The sequence below is a fragment of the Caldicellulosiruptor obsidiansis OB47 genome (assembly GCF_000145215.1).
GTDB classification, from domain to species: Bacteria; Bacillota; Thermoanaerobacteria; order Caldicellulosiruptorales; family Caldicellulosiruptoraceae; genus Caldicellulosiruptor; species Caldicellulosiruptor obsidiansis.
This window is the reverse complement of the sequence record NC_014392.1, coordinates 1,438,020-1,457,113: the sequence shown is the minus strand read 5'-3', so window position 1 is coordinate 1,457,113 and position 19,094 is coordinate 1,438,020. Positions and strand designations below refer to the sequence as shown.

Sequence of the window (19,094 nt, the reverse complement as noted above, 5' to 3'; positions counted from 1 at the left end):
TTTACAAGGAGGTCTAACTTCAAATTGAACTTGCCAGAAGAATTCTTGTCAAAGATGAAAGAAATTTTGAAAGAAGAGTTTGAACAGTTTATAAAGATATACGAGTTTGATAGCTATAAAGGTTTTAGGGTTAACACTGCCAAAGTTTCAGTTGAAGAGTTTGTAGAGAAAATGGGAATTGAATTTGAAAAAGTTCCATGGTGCAAAGATGGTTTTTATTACACTGAAGAGATAAAACTGAGTAAACACCCATACTATTTTGCTGGTCTTATATATATACAAGAACCCTCAGCTATGTTTCCAGTTGAAGCTTTGGATGTAAAAGAAGGTGAAAAAGTTTTAGACTTGTGTGCTGCACCCGGTGGGAAGAGCATTCAGATAGCAGCAAGGCTTGGACAAAATGGCTTGCTTGTATCCAATGATGTAAAACCAACAAGAATCAAAGCGCTTGTAAAGAATGTTGAAAATCTCGGGCTTACAAATGTTGTAGTTCTGAACAACAAGCCGAAAGAGATAGCTGAAAGCTATGGCGCATATTTTGACAAGATTTTAGTTGACGCACCTTGTTCTGGTGAGGGAATGTTTCGCAAAGACCCGACGACAGCAAAGAAATGGACTTCCAATCACCCTGAAAAGTATGTTAATCTGCAGAGAAGTATCATGACAGAGGTAGATGAACTTTTAAAAGTGGGTGGCGAGATAGTATATTCTACCTGTACGTTTGAAATAGAAGAAAATGAAGAAATTATTGACTGGTTCTTGAAAAAACATAAAAACTATGAAGTTGTTGAGATAAAAAAATATGAGGGTTTTTCGGATGGGATTGAGATAAATGGCAATGAAAATTTGAAAAAAGCGGTGAGAATTTACCCACACAGGGTCAGAGGCGAGGGACATTTTATTTGCAAGCTAAAAAAGGTGAAAGAAAGCGGAGCTGAGTGGACTTTTCAGCCACAAAGATTTGAGGTGGACAGCGAGGATTTAAAAATTTTTGAAAAGTTTTGCGATAAATACTTAAACATAGACTTAAGTCACTTTGGAGATAGGCTGTTTTATAAAAAAGCAAGTAAATTATATTTGGGTTTTGACGGACCTTTTGATAAAATAACACCGCTTCGAAATGGTCTTTTGCTGGGAGAAGTTTACAAAGGAAGATTTTATCCTTCTGCTCATTTGATTGCGAGTTTAAAGGGCGAAAATCTGAAGGTTGCTATTAACTTTTCTCAAGATGATGAAAGGCTGTGGAGGTATTTAAAAGGTGAGACAATAGAGAATAAAGAAAATCTAAATGGATTTGTAGGAATATGTGTAGATGGTTTTACTCTTGGATGGGGTAAAGCAGAAGGACATATAATAAAAAACTATTTTCCAAAAGGATGGAGATTGGAATAAAAATGAGACTTGACAAGTTTCTAACCCACTGCGGTTTTGGTTCACGGACTCAAGTTAAAAAACTAATAAGAGAAGGAATCGTGACTGTAAATGGAAAACAAATAGTAGAAGTTGATTTTAAGATTAATCCCGAAGAAGATGTAGTAGAAGTTGATGGCAGGGTTGTAAAGTTCAGTAGATGGATTTATATCATGATGAACAAACCGAAAGGTTATGTGTGTTCAAATGAGGACCCGATGTCACTTACAGTGTTCTCACTCATTTCTGATGATTTAAAGCATAGAGATTTGCATACAGTTGGAAGACTTGACAAAGATGCGGAAGGACTTTTGATAATTACAGATAATGGTGAATACACGCACAGAGTTATCTCACCCAAAAAAAGAATTGAAAAAGAGTATTTAGTAAGGCTTGAAAAAGAGGTGGATGAGGAAAGATTAAAAGAGTTTGAAAATGGTATTATTTTAGATGATGGTTATAAGACACTTCCTGCAAAATATACTATTATTGATAGTACCACAGTCAAATTGTGTATATATGAAGGTAAGTATCATCAGGTTAAAAGAATGTTCGAAGCAATTGGAAATAAGGTGGTGGACTTAAAACGCCGGAGAATAGGAGGTCTTAATTTAGACGAAAGTTTAAAACCGGGTGAATACAGGGTGATGAAAGAAGAAGAGGCTTATTTGGTGTTTGGTAAGTAAAAAGAGAGGAGAGGTAATTGAAAGATGAAACAGGTTGAGTTAAAAAATCTTGTTAAGGTTTCAATCTTTGGTGCTTTGGCATTTGTTATAATGCTTATAGAGTTTCCTTTAGGGATTTTTCCGGACTTTTTAAAACTTGATTTTAGTGACTGTGTAGCATTGATAATTTCGTTTGCTCTTGGACCTGCTTGGGGTGTGGGTGTTGAATTTTTGAAAAATGTACTTCATCTGTTCGTTACCAAAACGGCTGGAATAGGCGAGTTTGCTAACTTTATGATTGGTGGCTTTTTTGTGTACATTGCGGGATACATATATGCCAAGAATAGAACTAAAAAAGGTGCTGCAGTAGCTCTTATTATTTCTACCATTGCATTTTCTATCTGGGCAGGCTTGCTAAACTATTTTGTGCTTCTTCCTCTTTACGAAAAGGCTTTGAAATTTCCAATCTCAGAAATAATAAAAATTGCTGCAAAAGTAAATAGTCTTGTAACAGATAAGTTTACATTAATTTTGTTTTCCATAATTCCATTTAATTTGGTTAAGGGTACAATTATTTCGGTGGTTACTTTTGTCCTTTATAAAAGGTTATCGAAGATAGTAAAAAGATAGGAGATGAAGATTATGGGTGTTCATTTTGAAAATGAATTTGGAAAGATAGAGATTACCAATGATTGTATTGCTACTATAATTGGGCTTTCATGTATGGAAAGCTATGGAGTTGTTGGTATGGCATCAAAGAGTGTAGCAGACGGGATAGTTACACTTCTTGGCAGGGAAAACTTGCAAAAAGGCATAAAGGTTTTAGCAGAAAATGGAATTGTAAATGTTGATATTCACATAATTGTGGAATACGGCACCAGAATTCCTGTTGTTGCTGAAAACATCAGAGAAAGAGTTTCATATGCTATTGAAAAATACACAGGTCTAAAACCGGGGGCTATAAATATCTTTGTAGATGGTATTCGTTTGTAACTTGCTGAGGAGGATTGGACTATGAAATTTTTAACTGCAGATGTGTTAAAAGATATGTTAAAAGCTGCGAATAATTATTTGAAACTGCACGTAGATAAGATAAACTCTTTAAATGTATTTCCAGTTCCAGACGGGGACACAGGTACCAATATGGCTGCCACTTTTGACAGTAGCATAAAAGAGATAAACGGGAAAACTTTTGAAGATGTGGATAAACTTATGAATGCAGTCGCTTTTGGCAGCTTAAAAGGTGCACGCGGCAATTCTGGAGTTATTCTTTCTCAGCTTCTGCGAGGATTTGCCAAAGAACTGAAAGGCAAGGATGTTATAGATATACCAACATTTGTTGCTTGTTTGAAATCTGCTTCTGCAAGTGCTTATAAAGCAGTAATGAAACCAACAGAAGGCACGATGCTCACAGTTGCACGCGGGATTGCAGAGGATGTTGAAAAAGAAGTGGCAGAAGGTATTGTGAGTGAAATAGAGGATTTACTGGAAGTGTGCATTTCAAGCGGCAAAAAGTGGCTTGCAAAAACACCAGAGATGCTTCCCATTTTAAAAGAGGCAAATGTAGTTGACAGTGGTGGTATGGGTCTTGTCATAATTTTTGAAGGGATGTATAAATTCTTAAAAGAAGGGGCGGTATTTGAAGAACCATCACAGCAGGAAGTTTATACAACCATCACTTTTAAACCTGAAGATATTAACTTTACTTACTGTACAGAGTTTTTTATCACTGGTTTGAAAAAGAATATTGAAAAAGAATTTAAAGATTATCTTGAGACAATTGGTGATTCAATTATTGTAATCCAGGATGGCGACATTCTCAAAACTCACGTTCACACAAATTCACCTGGCAGGGTATTGGAGAAGGCTTTAAAGTATGGTGAGCTTATAAATATAAAGATTGATAATATGAAATATCAGCACCAAGAGTTTATAAGTAAAAGAGAAGACTTTGAAACAGAAGTTCAAACACAAGATGAAGTTATCACAAAAGAATATGGTTTTGTAGCTGTATCACAGGGAGAAGGATTCAATGAAATATTAAAAGGGTTGGGTGTTGATTATATAATTGAAGGTGGACAGACTATGAATCCGAGTGCCGAGGACTTTGTAAATGCTATAAAGAATGTACCAGCCAAAAATGTATTTATTTTCCCGAACAATAAAAACGTGATTATGTCCGCAGAACTTTCTCTGCAGCTGGTAAATACAAATAAAAATGTAGTGATTATGAAGACAACCAACATTCCCGAGTGCATTGCTGCGCTGATAAAGTTTGATTTGAACAAGAGTATTGAAGAAAATAAAAAGCTCATGCAAGAAGCTATAGACTCAGTAAAGGTTGTAGAAGTTACTAAGGCAGTGAGAAATACAAAAATAAACGGGTTTGAGATTGAAGAAGGCGATTTTATAGGGATTTCAAAAAAAGAAATTGTGGCATGCGACAAAGATATGCAAAAAGTAGCTCTGGCTTGTGTGGAAAAAATTGTTGATTCTACAACCCAGATTTTGAGTATCTACTATGGCAAAGATGTGGCCTTAGAAGATATAGAGGTGCTTGTTAAAAACATACAAGAAAGATACCCGAAAATTGACATTGAGAGCTATGAAAGTGGAAATGAAATTTATCAATTAATTATTGTGGCTGAGATGTGATGATAAAATGAATGTTCTTGAAAAAGACATAAGATTCTTAAAAGGTGTTGGAGAAAACAGAGAAAGGCTATTTAAAAAGCTGGGTATAAAAAAAGCCGAGGATTTGCTCTGGCACATACCCCGAAAATATCTTGATTATAGTAAGCTAAAGAAAATAAGAGAGCTTTGCAATGGTGAAATAGAGTCATTTGTTGCAAAAGTTGCTGGCAAGCCTGTGGAGATAGAGACAAAGTCAGTAAAGATAATAAAAATTCCTGTTGAAGATAGTACAGGCGTTGTTACAACAGTATGGTTTAACCAGGACTATATAAAAAACGTTTTGAAGGAAGGAGAGATATTCTGCTTTTCTGGGAAGATAGAGAGAAAAGGCTTTTATATTGAGGTCAAAAATCCCGAATTTGAGAAATATGACCAACATCTTCTTCATACAGGCAGGATTGTTCCTGTATACAATTCTACAGAAGGTCTTTCTCAAAAGGTGATTAGAAATATTGTGAACAATCTTCTGCAGCAAGTTGATGGAGCACTTATAGATATAATTCCGCCTTATATAAGGCAAAAATATAATTTGAGTGAAATCAATTTTGCAATAAAAAATATTCATTTTCCAGAAAACAAATTGAGCTTAGAACTTGCAAGGAAAAGGCTTGTGTTTGAAGAATTTTATCTTCTTCAGCTTTCCCTTTTGCTTCTAAAAGAAAACATAGAAAAAAACGAAGGATTAAAAATTGAAAATGCACAAAGTAGCTTAAAAGAGTTTGAAAAGCTTCTGCCGTTTGAGTTGACCGAGGCACAAAAAAGAGTGCTGGCAGAGATTGCACAGGATTTAGAGAGTACAAAACAGATGAACAGACTCATCCAAGGCGATGTTGGCTGCGGGAAAACGGTTGTAGCTTTGGCAAGCGCATATGCAACAATAAAAGCGGGATATCAGGTTGCACTGATGGCACCAACAGAGGTTTTAGCTTTGCAGCATTATAACGAATGTAAAAAGTATTTTGGGAATAAATTTAACGTAAGACTTTTGATTGGATCAACTCCAAAAAAAGAAAAAGAAATAATTTTAAAAGAGATTGAACATGGACTTTGCAAAATGGTCATTGGAACTCATGCTCTTATCCAAGATGAAGTAAAATTTAAAAACCTTGGCTTAGCAATCACTGATGAACAACACAGATTTGGAGTTATCCAAAGGGTAGAACTCACAAAAAAAGGAAGTTCGCCGAACATTCTTGTTATGACAGCAACTCCAATACCCAGAACTTTGAGTTTGGTTTTGTATGGAGACCTTGATATTTCTATTATTGACCAGTTACCTCCCGGCAGAAAAAAGATTTTGACATACGCTGTTGATGAGAGTTTTCGCCAGCGGGTGTATAATTTTATAAAGAAACAGTTAGATGAAGGAAGGCAGGTTTACTGGATATGTCCTCTGATTGAAGAGTCAGAAACTTTGAATGCAAAATCAGCAGTTGAATTTGCGAAATCCTTAAAAGAAGGATTTTTTAAAGACTACAATATTGGGTGTCTGCACGGAAAACTTTCTGTAAAAGAGAGAGACAAAATCTTAAATGATTTTAAAGATGGATACATTCATATATTAGTTTCAACTACAGTTGTTGAGGTTGGAATAAACGTTCCAAATGCGACAGTAATGGTGATTGAGAATGCTGAAAGATTTGGACTTGCCCAGCTGCATCAGCTAAGGGGGCGAGTTGGCAGAGGCGAGCACCAGTCGTACTGTATTTTGTTTAATCAAAGCGATTCAGAAATTGCCAAAAAAAGGATGATAGCTATAACCAGAAGTCAGAACGGATTTGAAATTGCTGAAATGGATCTAAAACTTCGAGGACCTGGTGATTTGTTTGGGACAAAACAGCACGGTGTTATGAACTTTAAAGTAGCCGATATCATAAATGATATGGATATTTTAAAACAAGCGAGAATAGCTGCAGAAGAGACTATTAGACTCAATCTTGTTGATAACAAACTTTTAGAGAAAATCAACAAACAATTTTACAATAATATAGAAAATATTGGCCTTTAACCCTTTTCAAATATTTCTTGTTATAATATTTTTAAAAAGAGAGCATATTAAATAGTGAAAAAAGAAAAGTCTCAAACAAAAAAAGGGGGTTGAAGGCCATGGCAAGAAATAGAAAGCTTGTTCCGGAAGCAACCAAGGCTCTTGACCAATTAAAGGCAGAGGTAGCAAGCTCAATTGGTGTTCCGTTGAAACCAGGTTACAATGGTGATTTGACAGCAAAACAAGCAGGTTCAATTGGTGGTTATATGGTAAAGAGAATGATTCAGGATTATGAAAATAGAGCAGCAGGTAAATAACCCCGCGATGTGTTTAAAATTTACCAACAACGAAGGGACTTTTTGAGTCTCTTCGTTGTTGTTTTTTTAGAGTGATTTTTATATAATCAATATATAAACAAATTGTAAGAAGTTGCTTAAAAGATGAGGGTTATAAGCGGCCAGCAAAAAGGTAGAAAATTAAAAAGTGCAAATATTGAAGGGTTAAGACCTACATCAGATAGAGTAAAAGAAGCTATTTTTAATATGATAGCACCTTTTTTGAATGAAAAGCTTATTGTAGCTGATTTTTTTGCAGGGACGGGAAATGTGGGGATTGAGTTTTTATCGCGTGGTGCGAAAGAGGTTGTATTTGTTGAAAAAGATGTGAGGTGCATTAATCTAATTAAGGAAAATCTTAAAAACTTAAATTTGTTGAAAAGGGCGAGGATAATAAAAGCTGATGTAATAAGATTTCTAAAGTCTAAAAACTGTCCAGTATTTGATATTATCTTTTTAGACCCCCCGTACAAGTCTGGTTATGCAAAAGAGTGTATTTCTGAAATAATAGAAAATAACAGAATCAATGAAAATGGTCTTATAATTGTTGAATCTAATGTAGAGTTTCGGTATGAAGATGAAAACCTCTCTATTTTGAGAGAAAGAGAGTATGGTGATACTAAAATTACAATTTTTTGTTTTGGGGGTAAGAGAAGTTGAAGATAGGAGTATATCCGGGAAGTTTTGACCCTGTTACAAATGGTCACCTTGATATAATTGAAAGGGCTTCGAAAATTTTTGATAAATTAATTGTGGCTGTTCTGGTCAATCCAAATAAAACCCCTGTGTTTGACATTGAAGAGAGGGTTGAACTTTTAAAAGAGACAACAGAGCATCTGCCGAATGTTGAGATAAAAGCTTTTAAAGGTCTTTTAATTGATTTCATGAAACAGGAAAATGCGAAAGTTATAGTAAAGGGATTGAGGGCAGTGTCCGACTTTGAGTATGAATTTCAGATGGCACTTTTGAACAAAAAACTTGAACCTTCGATTGAAACAATCTTTATGATGACAAATAGCAAGTATTCATACCTCAGTTCAAGCATGGTCAAAGAAGTTGCAAGATTTGGCGGGTGCATAGAGGACTTAGTTCCTGAAAAGATTGCTAAAAAGGTAATGAAGAAATTGAATAAGAAATATGCAGAAACGGAGGAAAATAAGTGATGGGTGAGCTGAGCATATTAGAGCTTTTAGAGAGAATGGAGGAAATAATAGAAAATAGCAAATCAATACCGTTTACATCAAAGGTTATGGTGGAAAAGGATGAGCTTTTAGAGATAATAAAAGAAATAAGGCTTTTGCTGCCGCAAGAACTTTCTCAAGTCAAGTGGGCAAAAGAAGAGAGGAAGAAGATTTTGGAGAGAGCTCAAAAGGAAGCAGAAGCAATCATAAATGATGCGGAGAGCAAAGTAAAAGGTCTTGTGGATGAGACAGAAATTGTCAAATTGGCAGAGAAGAGGGCAGAGGAGATTATCCAAAAAGCAAAAGAACATGCAAAAGAATATAGACTTATGGCCCAAAGTTATACCATTGAGCTTTTAGAGCAGACAAAGAAAACTATTGAAAATATTGTAAAAGAACTAAATGATAATATTGACCAAATAAGACAGAAAAACTCATAGTGGTAAAATTATTAGAAACACGCAAATAATAGCTGTAGCTAAAGCACACTGAATCAATTTTCCAATGATATAATGGAAAGATTGCAAACCTGTTGCGTTCAAAAAGGATATGGTTTGAAAGTGTACACTAAGTCCGCCCCAGGAAATAATAAGCTCAGATGCTATCAATTTTTGCCAGATAGGAAGAGAGTTTGTATTAATTTGCACACTACCGTTTGTTATTTCAAACAAGCCATATAAAAGTCCTTTTATAAGAGTAGCATCTGCACCTGTAAATCTGAAAAGGCTACATATTGAATGATAAATTTTGAAATATTCGAGAACGTTATTCAAGTTGAAAAAGAGAGTTATAAAACCGCCTATAATGAGTATGGACTCAACTGAGTCTTTGACTGATTTTGATAGAACCTTTCCAATGTCAAAATTTAAAAGTTTGTAAGGTGTGGAAGCTGACAGGATTTCACTTTGTGCAAGCCGAGAAGTACAAAAAGCTATTATCAGGCTTGCGAGTATATGAGCAAAAAATAGCATATATCCGTACTTTTTAGAACCCAACAGATTGATTCCAACCGTTCCAATGATAAAAAGAGGACCAGAGTTATTTACAAAGTAGAGAAGTCTTAAAGCTTCCTTTTTGTCGATTAATTTTTGACTATATAAGTTACATACCATTTTACTACCGACAGGATAGCCGGTCAGCATTCCCATTATCATTACTATAAAGCCATTAGGTGAAAGTTTGAATAATTTTTTTGATGGCCAAAAAAATATATATGAAATAAAGTTTATTAATTTCGATTCTATAAGTATATTTATGACTAAAAAGTACGGGAAAAGAGAAGGCAGGACTTTTTTCCACCATATGATTGCTGATTTTGTTGTTGACTGAATGATAAGCTGAGGATTTAAAAACATAGATAAAAAATAAAGTATACATAATATTATTACGGTAAAGTTAAATATCTCTCTCAAGTACTTTGCTCCAATACATAAATAAATGGCGTTCTACTTAAAATAATATTACTGTATGGAGGGTAAAATGAAAAAAGTTTCACTTGCGCTTGGTTCTGGTGCAATGAGAGGGTTTGCACACATAGGAGTTATAGAAGTGTTGGAAAAGGAGTTTAAATTTGAAGCTTTTTCAGGTTCAAGCATTGGTGCTGTTATAGGCGCATTTTACTGTCTTGGATATGACCTTGGCCTTATATACAAGGTGGCAAAGCAAATAAGAAATGACATACTCATAGATTTTAAAGTTAGAAAGAATGCACTCATTTCAGGTAAAAATATAGAAGAGATTTTAAAGCTTTTCCTACGAGATAAAAAATTTTCCGATTTAAAATATCCATTTTATGTTGTTGCAACAGACCTTTTAAAGGGTGAGCAGGTGGTCTTCAGCGAGGGAAGTTTATATGATGCTGTAAGAAGCAGCATATCTATTCCCGGAGTTCTTCCACCATATAAAATAGGGGATACTGTGCTGGTTGATGGAGCGGTAGTAGACAAAGTGCCGGGGAAGGTCTTGAGAGAAAACGGCTGTGAATTTGTAATTGGAGTTGATGTTTCAGGCAAAGGCTTGCTAAAAGAACCCAAGAATATTTTAGAAATGATAATGACCACAATTGATATCATGGGTGAGGAGATATTCAGGCTAAAACAAGGATATCTTGATTATCTTATAAAGATTAATCTTGAGGATATAAATCCATATACCCTTGCTGATGTAGAAAAGGCGTATCAAAGAGGAAAGAAAAGGGCAGAAGAGGAGTTAGGAAACTTAAAGAATTTAGCTTCTTGAACTGATATAGATAGGAGATGATTTAAATTCTGTCTGCAGATATTTGTGAAAATCTTTATATTGCAGAGCATGCAGCATTGAAGACCTTATTTCAAGTTCAAGAAGCTCTTTGTATTGAAGGTTTTTTAACCACTGCTGATTTAGTTTTGTGATATACTCAATTTTGTCTTTTATCTTATTTAAATATTCTTTTCCTTTTTGGTTGAATCCCAAAACTCTTACATAAGGTGTAATGGAAAGAAGAGTCTTTTGGTCAAAATTGTTTCTTACAACAGCGTGTATAAATATTCTCTGAAGTCTTGTAAGGGTATATCTTTTAGTTTTTACATTCTCAAGAAGATTTTTAGCTGATGGAGAATTGAAAATGTACTTTTCAAATCTATTTTCAAGCCCTTCTTTGACATCAATTTTGTTTTTCAAAAAATCTGGTACAACGATGGCGTTGTAGATAAAGAGCTTAAAGTAATCCTCAAGAAACACAGGGCCTCTTCCGCTTTCAAATTCTTCTATCAGTATTTCATAAGAAGCAGATGGCATTTTGTTTTTGATCGCCTGCAAGTTATTTATGTTTCTTCTTATAGCAGTAGCTGAAGAGTATATGTCCTGTGTGAGGTTAGGGTCATTATAAAATGCACCTATCCTTTTTATGGTTAGTGGTTTAATCTTTGAGCCTAATCTGTAAATCCATTTGATATATTCAATTCCAAGTATATTGTTAGAAGAAAATTCAATATTGGTTTTACATGTTTTGATAAGGGCAAGTTCACGAGCTTTTGGGAAGGAATACCCTTCTTTCAAATAACTTTTCAAACTTGACTTGAAATCATCTTCTTCAAATGCCAAGTATTTAGCAGCTTCTTTAAGCTTATCAATATCACCGCACTCTGAACCAAAAACAACAAAGTCAACGCCGAGCTGGTTTAAAATGGATATTGCGCCATATGCAAATATTTCGGCACTGTTGCAGGCATATGCAAACGGCAGTTCAAAAATGACATCTACCCCGTTTAAAATAGCCATCTTTGTCCTTGCCCATTTGTTTACAATCGCAGGTTCTCCTCTTTGAATAAAGTTACCGCTCATTACGCCCACAACTATGTCTGCATTTGTTATTTCTCTTGTTTTTTGCAGATGGTACAGGTGTCCATTGTGAAAAGGGTTGTATTCTACTACTATTCCAGCAACTTTCATTTTGTAGTCCTTCCCCAGGACAGTTTTTTTTATATGAAGTATGATATCAAAAAATAATAACGCAATACAACAATTATTGTTACAAAATAACCCCATCAATGTAAAAAATTTTGGTTGTTTGACAATAGAGAATTTCATCTGATAAACTATGAAGAAGGATACTGCAAAAGTAGGGGGCGAATTTTTAAGGTGGAATATTTTTTAAGTGAAGAACAAAAGATTATAAAGAAACTTGCAAAGAGAATTTCAGATGAGTACGTGTCGAAGGTTGCAATAAAATATGACAAAGAAGGCATATTCCCAAGAGATATATTGGACCTTTTAGCATACACAGAGCTCACTGGTGTATACATTCCTAAAGAGTACGGTGGGTTTGGTGGCGGTGTTATGGAAATGTGCCTTGTTGTAGAAGAGCTTTCAAGAAATTGTGCAGGTGTTGCGGTATCATACGCTGCAACAGCTCTGGGCGCATATCCTATAATTCTTTATGGCAAAGAGGAACAAAAGAAAAAGTATTTACCCAAGATAGCAAAAGGAGAGTTGATAGCCGCGTTTGCATTGACAGAAGCTGATGCTGGAAGTGATGTGAGCAGTATAAAGACGACTGCAGAGAAAAAAGGAGATTATTATATTTTAAACGGAAGCAAGCATTGGATTACAAACGGCGGTGAAGCTGACGTGTATGTGGTATTTGCAGTAACCGACAAATCGAAAGGACCGCGCGGAATTTCAGCATTCATTGTAGAAAAGGAGTACGAAGGATTTTATTGTGGGAAAAAAGAAGACAAGATGGGTATAAGAGCGTCTTCTACTACAGAGCTTATATTTGAAGATTGTAAAGTTCCCAAAGAAAATCTTTTAGGTAGGGAAGGTACAGGATTTATTGTTGCAATGAAGACGTTTGACAGGACACGTCCCGGAGTGGCTGCAATGGCTGTTGGGATTGCTCAAGGTGCATATGAGCATGCAATCAGGTATGCAAAAGAAAGGGTCCAGTTCGGACAACCTCTTTCATCCTTTCAGGCAATTCAGCATATGCTGGCTGACATGTACATAAACATCGAAGCTGCAAGAGCTATGCTTTATTCAACATGCCGAATGATTGATAGTGGTGCAAAGGATTTTTCAAAGGAGTCTTCAGCGTGCAAGGTTTTCGCATCTGATGTGGCTATGAAGGTCACCACTGATGCCGTTCAGATTATGGGTGGAAATGGATATGTTAAAGACTATCCGGTTGAAAAGATGATGAGGGATGCTAAAGTAACTCAGATATTTGAAGGTGCAAATCAGATTCAAAGAAATATTATCGCGTCTGAAATCATAAAAGAGTATTAAATCTTTAAGACTTTAGGGGGAGTTCTTGAAAAATGAAAATTCTTGTATGTATAAAACAAGTGGTTGCTCCAGAAAAGGTGGAGTATAATCCTCAAACCAAAACTATAAAAAGAAATGCTCAGTATTTAATAAACAATCCTGCAGACCTTAGCGCTTTAGAATTTGCTCTTAGAATAAAAGATGTTTATAAAGATGTGCATATTACCACTCTTTCAATGGGTCCTTCAGAATGTGAGAGCAAAATAAAAGAACTTATAGAAGTGGGTTGTGATAGCTGTGTGCTTTTAAGTGACAGAAGACTTGCTGGCTCTGATGCGTATTCTACTGCGTATGCGCTGGCAAAGACTATTGAAAAGCTTGGCAACTTTGACTTGATACTGTGTGGTGAGTCTTCCTTAGATGGTGAGACATCTATTGTCCCACCTCAGATAGCAGAATATCTTAATATTCCTCACATAGCATTTGCAAGTAATATAAAGGTTTTAGAGCTGCAGCGAATAGAAGTTGAAAGAAAAGTTGAAAATACAGTGTTTAAGTTTGAGGTAAACCTGCCGGCATTAATTTCTGTTAAAAAAGAAAGTAGCTATCTTAGGCTTCCAAAACTAAGCTTCATGATAAAAGCTCTTTCTTATACACCTCAAGTCTTGAGTTTAGATGATTTAGAAAACTTTGATTTTAGCAAAGTAGGAGCAGAAGGTTCAAAGACTTCTGTGGATGAGTTTATGGAGCAAAACTTTGAAGAGGTTAAATGTGAAATCTATGAAGGGATTGAAGATGCTCAAATAGAGTGTATAGCTGACCTTGTTACAAGATTCCTATAAAAACTTCAATTTCATAAGGGGGACTAAAAAGAGAAATGGAACATGTGATATTTGTACCGGCAATTTATCATGTTGATGAAATCTCACAGCTTGTTTCTCTTCTTTCTTTCATTGATAGCAGAATTGCAGTTAAAGATAAAAAGATTATTTTACACCTATATTCGAATAGGCAAGTGGAGAATAAAGATATAAATTACCTGAAAACACTTCCAGTAAGTCAAATTGTCATCTATGAGAATGACCTTTTTTCAGACTGGGAACAGCCTTACATCGAAGCTATAACCCAGCATATAAATACTATAAAACCTCATGCCGTCATTTCAACTTCAAGCGATTTTATAAAGTCAGTTTTAGCAAGAGTTGCTGCACGCTTTTCATGCGGGTTTGCAGTTGATTGTACAGACCTTATTTTTGATGATAGTACTCACAACTACAGTTTTTTGAAGCCTGCATATGCAGGAAATATAAACGCTAAGATTTCAGTCAAAAATTCTTCTATTGTCTTTGCTACCTTAAAAATAAAAAATGTAGCTGAATGTTCTTTTGAGACTGTTGACAGCAAAGTAGAAATTGTCTCAAATCTTTTTGAGAACCTTAAACCTTTTTCTGACAGAGTAAAGATTATTGAAAAAAATTTAGCTGAGAATATTGATAACAAACTTGAAAGTGCTAAAATAGTTATTGGTGTAGGAAGGGGAATTAAAGACAAGGAAAATTTAAAATATGCCTTTGAACTTGCAAATCTCCTAAACGGTGCAGTGGGTGTCACACGACCACTTGTTGACATGGGCTGGCTTGACAAAGAATATCAAATTGGTCAAAGTGGTAAGATTGTATCACCACAGATATATTTTGCTTTTGGTATTTCAGGTGCAGCCCATCATATTTGTGGAATTGGCAATCCAAAACTTATAATAGCAGTTAACAAAAACAAAGATGCGCAGATTTTTAAAATTGCTCATTACGGGATTGTAGCAGATGCTACCTCTATTATGAAAAGTTTTATAAAAGCTTTTAAAAGTAGGCTCAAAGGCTGCTGATTTTTTGAGGTGCACTGGAGGAAGTTTAAGTAATGCAAAGAAGATTTTCAGTATATGTTCTTTTAGTAACAATTGCTTTCTTTCTTTTTTTAAGTGGATGTTCGTATCTATTTCAAACTTCTGACTTTTGGGGAACAAATTCAGCCCAGTTTTTAGATAAGCAAGTATGTAGTGTATTTTTTTTGGATGTAGGTCAGGGAGATAGTATACTGATAAAAACACCCGAAAATAAGTTTGTATTGATTGACTCAGGGCCGAATTCTGCTGAACAGGATGTTTTACAAACCTTAGATAGATTAAATGTCAAAAAATTGGATGTGGTGATTGCAACTCATCCGCATGAGGACCATATTGGCAATATGGACAAGATTATTTCTAAATATGACATAGAAAGATTTTATACAACCAATAAAACAACAAATACTCAGACATTTGAGGATATGCTAAACGCACTGAAGAAAAAGAACCTAAAAATTTCAATTGCAAGACCGTTTGATAGACTGAAATTAAATGGTGTTACATTAACTTTTTTATCACCTCTTAAAGATTATGATGATTTGAATGATTCAAGTGTGGTTGTCATGCTTGAATTTGCGGGAAAAAGAGTATTATTTACAGGTGATATTTCAAAGAATGTAGAATACGATATAGTAAAAAATGTTCATGATATAAAGGCAGATGTTTTGAAGGTTTCTCATCATGGAAGTTATGCTGCAACTTCAAGTTTATTTTTAGAAAAGGTAAATCCCAAAGTGGCTATCATAAGTGTGGGAAAAGACAATCCGTACGGTCATCCACACTCATCCACAATAAGGAGATTGGAGAAATTTAAAGTTAAAATATTTACAACAGAACAAAATGGCAACATTGTTGCACTGATATTCCCAGATGGCACATTGAAACTCATCACCCAGAGATAGAAAGGAGAAAAGCCAAAAATGATTTATATATTCAAAAAGAGAATCAAGGATATAGTAGTAATAGTTGTATTATTTTTGATACTATCAGCTGTGACTGTACAATTTTTTACAAAAACTTTGTGGACGGCTGAGACAAACCTAAGGCTTGATAATAATCTTTTAAATCCATTCAACTTCAATACTTCATCACCCGACGTTTCCAATATAGTACAAGGTCTGTATTCCAACGTGACTGCATTGGACTTGAACAAAGAATACTTAGAGATGGTAGCACTAAATCCACCCTTTATTGACTATGTCACAAGCAGATATGGTGAAGATGAGAGATTTGGAGTTTTTATTGAACCTAAAGCTTCAAAAAGCGGGATAAACTATGTTGTTATAAAAGCTGTAGCTGATTCACAGGCTGCTGCACAGAATATGCTAAATGAATATCTCAAAAGTTTAGATAATCAGGTAATCTCAGATTTGAAAAGTAAGTCAGAAGCTGCTCAAAAACTTTTGGATGAGCTTTTGCTTGAAAAAAGTAAGTATGAAAAGACAAAACTAAATTTGAGTGAGCAAGAGCAACTCAGTCAAATTTCAGCTGCTATAAGTCTTATAAAATGGGTAAATTCTCATTACAGTAAAATGGTTGACTTAAAAAGTGCTATTTATCAATATGGAAAAGTAAAGGTATATGAGTCTGCTGGAAGCAAGTTTGAAAAGGCATTGAGAGTTGTTGCTGGAATGCTGGCAGGTGTGATTATTGCAATTTTGTATGTAATATATAGGGAGAGAAAATATATCATACAAAATTTGTAATATTTCCATAATAATAAATCAGAATGGAGATGAGGGCTTAAAAATGATCTCGCTTATTGATTTGAAAAGACAGTACAAAAGTATTTCACAGGAAATAATAGAAAGTGTGAAAGAAGTCTTTGAAAGCGGAAAGTATATTTTGGGACCAAAAGTTACAGAGTTTGAGAAAAAGTGTGCAGAATATCTAAATGTAAAGCATGCTATAGGTGTTGGAAATGGTACAGACGCCCTTGTTATAGCACTTGAAAGCCTTGGTATAGGAAAAGGTGATGAGGTTATAACCACTCCTTTTACCTTTTTTGCAACAGCTGAGGCAATAGTGAGGGTGGGTGCCAAACCCGTTTTTGTTGACATTGAGCCTTTATCGTACAACATAGACCCTGAAAAGATAGAAGAAAAGATTTCGGAGAAAACGAAAGCTATTATTCCTGTCCATATATTTGGTCAAGTGTGCGACATGAAGAAAATAGTACAAATTGCCAAAAAGTATAACTTGTATATTATCGAAGATGCCTGCCAGGCATTTGGTGCTGAATTTGAAGGAAAAAAAGCAGGTACAATTGGAGATGTGGGATGTTTTTCGTTCTTTCCTACAAAGAACTTAGGCGGGTTTGGTGACGGTGGTCTGATTGTAACAGATTCTGACGAGATTGCGGAAAGAGCAAGGATGCTCAGACAACATGGTTCTAAAAAGAAGTATTTCAATGAGATGATAGGATTTAACAGCAGGCTTGACGAAGTGCAGGCTGCGATACTTCTCGTTAAACTCAAATATATTGATAATTGGAATAAAAGAAGAATAGAAATAGCTCAAAAGTTTTCTACAGAGCTTAAGCTTGATGGACTTGTTACTCCCAAAAAAAGTAATAATTATGAGTTTGGACACATATATCATCTGTATGTTCTACAACATGAAAAAAGAGAGCTTATAATGGAATATTTAGCCCAGAAAGGAATTGCAACAGGTATATATTATCCTGTACCACTACATTTAACTAAAGCCTTGAGCTTTTTGGGATATAAAGAAGGTGATTTTGAAGTTGCTGAAAGGCTTTGCAAAAAATCATTTGCAATTCCAATGTTTCCTGAACTAACAGATGAAGAGATAGAGTATATAACAACTTCAATAAATCAATTTGGAGGGAGTTTATAATGAATGAAATTGCACAAAAACTTCTTGAGAAGATTGAGAACAAAACAGCAGTTATTGGAGTTGTAGGGCTTGGATATGTAGGACTTCCGCTTGCTGTCGAAAAGGCAAAAGCAGGGTACAAGGTTATTGGTTTTGATATACAGCAAAAGAGAGTTGACATGGTAAACAGAGGCCAAAATTATATAGGCGATGTTGTGGACAAAGAACTTGCTGATCTTGTAAAGGAAGGTAGAATCTTTGCCACAACTGACTACAGCAAAATTAGTGATGTTGATGCTGTTGCTATATGTGTTCCCACTCCACTTGATAAATACAAACAGCCAGACATTTCGTACGTTGTAAATTCTACAAGGGAGATTGCAAAATACCTTCACAGAGGGATGTTGGTTGTTTTAGAGAGTACTACATATCCAGGGACAACTGAAGAAGTGGTAAAACCTATCTTGGAAGAAAGTGGGCTAAAATGCGGTGAGGATTTCTTCTTAGCTTTTTCACCTGAAAGAGTTGACCCGGGCAACAAGGTGTATAACACAAAGAACACACCAAAGGTTGTAGGCGGTGTGACAAAAGCATGTACTGAGATAGCTGCAAGGCTTTACGAGAATGTGTTAGAAGGAGAGGTATTCAAGGTTAGTTCTCCACGAGTTGCAGAAATGGAAAAGATTTTAGAAAATACCTTCAGAAATATAAACATTGCCCTTATAAACGAAATGGCTATTTTGTGCGAAAGGATGAACATTGATATTTGGGAGGTCATTGAAGCAGCAAAGACAAAACCATATGGATTTATGGCATTTTATCCTGGACCTGGGCTTGGTGGTCATTGCATACCGATTGACCCGTTTTATCTTACTTGGAAAGCGCGTGAATATGATTATCATACAAGGCTCATTGAGATAGCTGGTGAGATAAACAACTATATGCCAGAGTACGTGGTTGAAAGAGTTATGAAAATCCTCAACAAATTCAAGAAACCTTTGAACGGCTCAAAAATTTTAATTTTAGGCGTGGCATACAAAAAAGATATTGATGATATAAGAGAGTCACCTGCTTTGAAGATTATCGAGATTTTTGAAAAAGAGAATGCAGAGATAGAATACAATGACCCATATGTACCGAGTTTTACTTATAATGGCAAACAATATTTCTCGGTAGATTTTACAGCAGAGTCGCTCAAAGAGTATGATATAGTTGTTATCACAACAGACCACTCAAAATATGATTATAAGTTTATCGTAGAGAATGCTAACCTCATTTTTGATACAAGAAACGCAACAAAAGGCATAAAATCAGACAAGGTTTATAAACTATAAAAAATAC

The 19,094-nt window shown here is 35.1% G+C and carries 20 protein-coding genes; 18 read left to right on the top strand and 2 right to left on the bottom strand.

Going from position 1 to position 19,094, the window contains the following annotated elements; genetic code table 11:
- Positions 1 to 24: 24 nt before the first annotated feature.
- The 10 genes from COB47_RS06740 (at position 25) to COB47_RS06695 (ending at position 8,712) form a co-directional block, all read left to right on the top strand.
- Positions 25 to 1,392, top strand: a complete 1,368-nt coding sequence (locus COB47_RS06740; RefSeq protein WP_013290627.1) for an RsmB/NOP family class I SAM-dependent RNA methyltransferase — start codon at positions 25 to 27, stop codon at positions 1,390 to 1,392.
- Between the two features lie 2 nt (positions 1,393 to 1,394).
- Positions 1,395 to 2,096 carry a pseudouridine synthase gene (locus COB47_RS06735; protein WP_013290626.1) on the top strand — a complete coding sequence of 234 codons (702 nt, stop codon included), beginning with the start codon at positions 1,395 to 1,397 and terminating at the stop codon, positions 2,094 to 2,096.
- A gap of 24 nt (positions 2,097 to 2,120) precedes the next feature.
- A complete protein-coding gene (locus COB47_RS06730; RefSeq protein ID WP_013290625.1) occupies positions 2,121 to 2,705 on the top strand; it encodes an ECF transporter S component in 585 nt (194 codons plus the stop codon).
- A gap of 12 nt (positions 2,706 to 2,717) precedes the next feature.
- Positions 2,718 to 3,068: an Asp23/Gls24 family envelope stress response protein gene (locus COB47_RS06725; protein ID WP_013290624.1), complete on the top strand. Its 351-nt coding sequence runs from the start codon at positions 2,718 to 2,720 to the stop codon at positions 3,066 to 3,068.
- Between the two features lie 21 nt (positions 3,069 to 3,089).
- Positions 3,090 to 4,730, top strand: coding sequence for a DAK2 domain-containing protein (locus COB47_RS06720; RefSeq protein ID WP_013290623.1), 1,641 nt, complete (start codon positions 3,090 to 3,092; stop codon positions 4,728 to 4,730).
- 7 nt (positions 4,731 to 4,737) lie between these two features.
- The gene (gene recG, locus COB47_RS06715; protein WP_013290622.1) at positions 4,738 to 6,777 is read left to right on the top strand and encodes an ATP-dependent DNA helicase RecG; all 2,040 of its coding nucleotides are present in this window, start codon (positions 4,738 to 4,740) and stop codon (positions 6,775 to 6,777) included.
- A gap of 98 nt (positions 6,778 to 6,875) precedes the next feature.
- Positions 6,876 to 7,073 (top strand): alpha/beta-type small acid-soluble spore protein, encoded by a 198-nt coding sequence (locus tag COB47_RS06710; protein WP_013290621.1) that lies wholly within the window; start codon positions 6,876 to 6,878, stop codon positions 7,071 to 7,073.
- A gap of 123 nt (positions 7,074 to 7,196) precedes the next feature.
- Complete coding sequence (gene rsmD / locus COB47_RS06705; protein WP_013290620.1) at positions 7,197 to 7,751, top strand: 16S rRNA (guanine(966)-N(2))-methyltransferase RsmD; 555 nt, start codon at positions 7,197 to 7,199, stop codon at positions 7,749 to 7,751.
- A complete protein-coding gene (gene coaD / locus COB47_RS06700; RefSeq protein WP_013290619.1) occupies positions 7,748 to 8,254 on the top strand; it encodes a pantetheine-phosphate adenylyltransferase in 507 nt (168 codons plus the stop codon). The genes rsmD and coaD overlap by 4 nt, the downstream gene beginning before the upstream one ends.
- Positions 8,254 to 8,712, top strand: a complete 459-nt coding sequence (locus COB47_RS06695) for an ATPase (RefSeq protein ID WP_013290618.1) — start codon at positions 8,254 to 8,256, stop codon at positions 8,710 to 8,712. Before coaD ends, COB47_RS06695 begins: the two co-directional genes overlap by 1 nt.
- Here the strand turns inward: COB47_RS06695 and COB47_RS06690 are convergent.
- On the bottom strand, positions 8,707 to 9,684 hold the full coding sequence (locus tag COB47_RS06690) for a nucleoside recognition protein (RefSeq protein WP_013290617.1): 978 nt from the start codon (positions 9,682 to 9,684) through the stop codon (positions 8,707 to 8,709). The two genes, COB47_RS06695 and COB47_RS06690, sit on opposite strands and share 6 nt — an antisense overlap.
- A gap of 67 nt (positions 9,685 to 9,751) precedes the next feature.
- Between COB47_RS06690 and COB47_RS06685 the strand changes: the two genes are divergently transcribed.
- Positions 9,752 to 10,510 (top strand): patatin-like phospholipase family protein, encoded by a 759-nt coding sequence (locus tag COB47_RS06685; RefSeq protein WP_013290616.1) that lies wholly within the window; start codon positions 9,752 to 9,754, stop codon positions 10,508 to 10,510.
- Here the strand turns inward: COB47_RS06685 and COB47_RS06680 are convergent.
- Complete coding sequence (locus tag COB47_RS06680; protein ID WP_013290615.1) at positions 10,499 to 11,701, bottom strand: nucleotidyltransferase; 1,203 nt, start codon at positions 11,699 to 11,701, stop codon at positions 10,499 to 10,501. The two genes, COB47_RS06685 and COB47_RS06680, sit on opposite strands and share 12 nt — an antisense overlap.
- A 189-nt stretch (positions 11,702 to 11,890) precedes the next feature.
- Between COB47_RS06680 and COB47_RS06675 the strand changes: the two genes are divergently transcribed.
- Genes COB47_RS06675 through COB47_RS06645 form a run of 7 tightly spaced genes read left to right on the top strand, consistent with a single transcriptional unit; the run spans position 11,891 to position 19,087 of the window.
- A complete protein-coding gene (locus tag COB47_RS06675) occupies positions 11,891 to 13,036 on the top strand; it encodes an acyl-CoA dehydrogenase family protein (protein ID WP_013290614.1) in 1,146 nt (381 codons plus the stop codon).
- A 32-nt stretch (positions 13,037 to 13,068) separates the two neighbouring features.
- Entirely contained in the window at positions 13,069 to 13,857 is a 789-nt protein-coding gene (locus tag COB47_RS06670; protein ID WP_013290613.1) for an electron transfer flavoprotein subunit beta/FixA family protein, read from the top strand.
- Between the two features lie 35 nt (positions 13,858 to 13,892).
- Positions 13,893 to 14,897: an electron transfer flavoprotein subunit alpha/FixB family protein gene (locus COB47_RS06665; RefSeq protein WP_013290612.1), complete on the top strand. Its 1,005-nt coding sequence runs from the start codon at positions 13,893 to 13,895 to the stop codon at positions 14,895 to 14,897.
- Between the two features lie 32 nt (positions 14,898 to 14,929).
- Positions 14,930 to 15,817: a ComEC/Rec2 family competence protein gene (locus COB47_RS06660; protein ID WP_013290611.1), complete on the top strand. Its 888-nt coding sequence runs from the start codon at positions 14,930 to 14,932 to the stop codon at positions 15,815 to 15,817.
- 18 nt (positions 15,818 to 15,835) lie between these two features.
- On the top strand, positions 15,836 to 16,621 hold the full coding sequence (locus COB47_RS06655) for a hypothetical protein (protein WP_013290610.1): 786 nt from the start codon (positions 15,836 to 15,838) through the stop codon (positions 16,619 to 16,621).
- Between the two features lie 43 nt (positions 16,622 to 16,664).
- On the top strand, positions 16,665 to 17,774 hold the full coding sequence (locus COB47_RS06650; protein WP_013290609.1) for a DegT/DnrJ/EryC1/StrS family aminotransferase: 1,110 nt from the start codon (positions 16,665 to 16,667) through the stop codon (positions 17,772 to 17,774).
- Complete coding sequence (locus tag COB47_RS06645; protein WP_013290608.1) at positions 17,774 to 19,087, top strand: nucleotide sugar dehydrogenase; 1,314 nt, start codon at positions 17,774 to 17,776, stop codon at positions 19,085 to 19,087. Before COB47_RS06650 ends, COB47_RS06645 begins: the two co-directional genes overlap by 1 nt.
- Positions 19,088 to 19,094: the final 7 nt, after the last annotated feature.